This window comes from Tautonia sp. JC769, assembly GCF_040717455.1.
GTDB lineage: Bacteria > Planctomycetota > Planctomycetia > Isosphaerales > Isosphaeraceae > Tautonia.
Genome location: NZ_JBFEFH010000057.1, coordinates 1 through 3375, shown reverse-complemented (window position 1 = coordinate 3375; position 3375 = coordinate 1). Strand labels below are relative to the sequence as shown.

Annotated in this window: 3 protein-coding genes; 2 read left to right on the top strand and 1 reads right to left on the bottom strand. The window is 67.0% G+C overall.

What is annotated here, in order from left to right:
* Positions 1-118: 118 nt before the first annotated feature.
* Positions 119-1177, top strand: a complete 1059-nt coding sequence (locus AB1L88_RS26790) for a MoxR family ATPase (RefSeq protein WP_367099790.1) — start codon at positions 119-121, stop codon at positions 1175-1177.
* A gap of 561 nt (positions 1178-1738) precedes the next feature.
* Here the strand turns inward: AB1L88_RS26790 and AB1L88_RS26785 are convergent.
* Positions 1739-2455: a Uma2 family endonuclease gene (locus AB1L88_RS26785; protein WP_367099789.1), complete on the bottom strand. Its 717-nt coding sequence runs from the start codon at positions 2453-2455 to the stop codon at positions 1739-1741.
* Positions 2456-2588: 133 nt separating this feature from the next.
* Between AB1L88_RS26785 and AB1L88_RS26780 the strand changes: the two genes are divergently transcribed.
* On the top strand, positions 2589-3375 hold a 787-nt coding region (locus AB1L88_RS26780; RefSeq protein WP_367099788.1), incomplete at its 3' end, for a DUF58 domain-containing protein.

Here is a 3375-nt window from a genome sequence, read left to right as displayed (position 1 = left end):
GTGTCTGATTCCGCTGCCTTGACGCGTCTGCCGGGGGCTGGGACGCTGGTTCGATTGCCCCGCCGGCCCGAGGCGGGTGCCGCCGGAACGAGCGATCCGAACCGAGGACCCGACCGTCATGACCGTGCCCGAGCCCGAGCCGTCCCCCGCGAAGCCCGACGACCTGGCCGCCCTGGCCGACCTGGCCGAGTCGTACCGGACGATGCGATCCGAGATCGCCAAGGTGATTATCGGTCAGGATGAGGTGGTCGAGCAGTTGCTCATCAGCCTGTTCGCGAAGGGGCACGTGCTGCTCGTGGGCGTGCCGGGGCTGGCCAAGACCTTGCTCGTGGGGACGGTGGCGCAGATCCTCCACCTGAGCTTCCGCCGGATCCAGTTCACGCCGGACATGATGCCCTCGGACATCACCGGGACGGACATCCTCCAGGACGACCCCGAGACCGGCCGCCGCCGCTTCGTGTTCATCCGGGGGCCGTTGTTCGCCAACGTCGTGCTGGCCGACGAGGTGAACCGGACGCCGCCGAAGACGCAGGCCGCCCTGCTCGAAGCGATGCAGGAGCGGCACGTCTCGGCCGGCGGGCAGACGTTCGACCTGCCCGATCCCTTCTTCGTCCTGGCCACGCAGAACCCGATCGAGCAGGAAGGGACGTATCCCTTGCCCGAGGCCCAGCTCGACCGCTTCATGCTGAATGTCCGCGTGCCGTATCCGACGCCCGACGAGGAGCTGGAGATCCTCCGCCGCACGACCGGGGAGCCCAGCCCCGCCCCCGAGGCCTTCCTGACGGCCGAGACGATCCTGGCCCTTCAGCGCCTGGTGCGGCGGGTGCCGGTGCCCGATCACGTCTTCCGCTACGCCCGCGACCTCGTCCGGGCGAGCCGTCCCGACCAGGCGGAGGCCACGGCCTTCGTCCGCACGAACGTCTCGTGGGGGGCCGGGCCGAGGGCCGGGCAGGCTCTCATCCTCTGCGCCAAGGCCCGGGCCGTCTTGCACGGCCGGTTCGCCGCGGCGATCGACGACGTGAACGCCGTCGCACGCCCCGTGCTGCGGCACCGGATCGTCACCACCTTCCACGCCGAGGCCGAGGGGATCGACGCCGACCGCGTGATCGCCCGGCTCCTCGACGACGTGCCCAACCCCGTCGCCACCGCGGCCGACCGGCTGGCGGGATCGCGATGATTGCTTCATGGTGCGGGTGTGATCAGGCTCGGTCGTCTCTGAGCTGTCTGCGTAACTACTCCAGTGCCTGAGGCGGCGTGCTGAGTCGCCGGATCACTTCCTCGGTTGAGAGGCCCAAGGCTCTCACGATCTCGATTGCCCGCGATTCTGCCGGACTGAGTTGTGCCTCGCTGGCGCTCGTGGGCTCTTCTCCTATCATCAGCCACTGCGAACTAACTTCAAGCGCCCCTGCAATTCGTCGCACGTCTTCCACGGTTGGAGACGTCGCACCTTTTCTCCAGGCGCGTACTCCCTCCCGTCCCGGATTGTTTCCAAGCCGATCCGAGAGAGCCTGATTACTCAGGCGCTTGCGGGTCATTGCCGAGTCCAGACGTTCCGCCAGCGTCTCCATGTCGGAAATCTTGCCACGTCTTTACGGTCCAAGTCCAGGTCGCCAGCGTAATTCTGCCACAATTGCAGCAAATACTGCAAAACGCGCAATTCGGGTCCGCGCAGTGGCCTCCAGCCACCCTAAGGAATTGGTGAGACTTCCAGGTCAATTTGGGATTGCAACGTCCGTTGTCAGGCCCCGTTTTCGCCGAGTCGTTTGCGCAACCGGTCCAGTTCCTGGCGGAGCCGATCGGCCTCGGCCTGGGCTGCGGCGATGGCGCGATGGGCCTCGGCCCGGACTTCCGCAACCTGTTCCCGACCGGGCAGCAGTCGTTGGCCGGGATTCTGGTCGATCAGGTGGAGCCGCTCTCCGTCTCGTTCCAGGAGCAGGCCGAGGACGTTGCTCGGGAGGCGGCCGTCGACCGGCTCGATCGGTTCGTAGGTCCCATCGACCAGGCGGTGCCCCTGGAGCGGAGGGCGGAGGTAGTCCTCGGTCGGGTCGATCTGGAAGTACTCGGGGACGCGGAGCACGTCCTGATAGAGCGTCCGCTTCTTCGTCTGGTCCTCGCGGCGGGTGGTCTTCGACGTGACCTCGATCACCACGTCCGGGCCTTTTCCCTCGGACCAGAGGAGGTAGTTGAGCCTCGGCCGCTTGACGACCCCGAAGACGACGAAGACATCGGGAGCGACGTGGCGGCGTTTGTTCCCTTCCTCGTAAAAGAGGAGGAGATCGCCGGAGACGTAAACCTGGGGATCGTCGGCGTAGCGAGCCTGAAGGACCTCGATCAGGTCGAACATGAGCTGACGGTGCAGATCGGTTTCAGCCATCGGCTTCCCGTCCGACGTGGGATAGCGGCGCGACTCGGCGTCGAGGTCGCGGTCAATCCGGAGATGGGGCGAGGTGGCCATGGTCGAGGCTCCCAATCGGGGGCTCGCTTGCGGGGCGTCGGCGACGCCCCGTAGGATACGGGTGTCGCCTTCGATCGTATCACGAGCGTGATCGACCGAGAGCGCGGATCTCTCTGGCTCCCCGGATCACCCCATGCCCCCGAACACGCCTCCCGACCCGACGGCGGACCTCGACCCCGAAGCGCTGGCGCGGTTCGGTCGCCTGGAATTGCTGGCAAAGCTGGTGGTGGAAGGGGTGGTCAGCGGCTTGCACCGGAGCCCGTTCAAGGGGTTCTCGGTCGAGTTCGCCGAGCATCGGCCGTATGGGCCGGGGGACGAGATCCGGCATATCGACTGGCGGGCGTTCGGCAAGACGGATCGGTATTACGTCCGCGAATATGAAGAAGAGACGAATCTGAAGGCGTACCTCGTGCTCGATACGTCGGGGAGCATGGGGTTCGCCGGGCGGACGGTCTCGAAGCTGGAGCATGCGCGGCGGCTGGCGGCGTCGCTTGCCTACTTGATGATCCGCCAGCGCGACGCGGTGGGGCTGGTGACGTTCGACGGCGAGGTGCGGTCGATGATCCCGGCGCGGTCGGCCCCGGGTCACTTCTCGGTCCTCTGCCGGGCGATGGAGCAGGCACAGCCGGGGGGAGAGGCCCCGCTTCACCGGGTCTTGCACGCCCTGGCCGAGCGGATCCGAAGGCGGGGCCTGATCGTGATCTTCTCGGATGGGCTGGATGACCTCGACGCGCTCAGTCAGTCGCTCAGGCATCTCAGGCACCGGCATCATGAGGTGTTGTTCTTCCACATCCTCGCGCCGGAGGAAGAGACGTTCGACTTCGCCGGCCCCGTCCGGCTGCAGGACCTGGAGGCGAGCAGCCGGGCCATGCGGGTCGATCCGTCGGCCCTGCGGGCGACGTACCTGGAGCGGTTCCAGG

What these genes read in the sequence shown, in the direction of transcription:
- AB1L88_RS26790 (WP_367099790.1), top strand. Translation starts at nt 119, where the DNA reads ATGACCGTGCCCGAGCCCGAGCCGTCCCCCGCGAAGCCCGACGACCTG.
- AB1L88_RS26785 (WP_367099789.1), bottom strand. Translation starts at nt 2,455, where the DNA reads ATGGCCACCTCGCCCCATCTCCGGATTGACCGCGACCTCGACGCCGAG.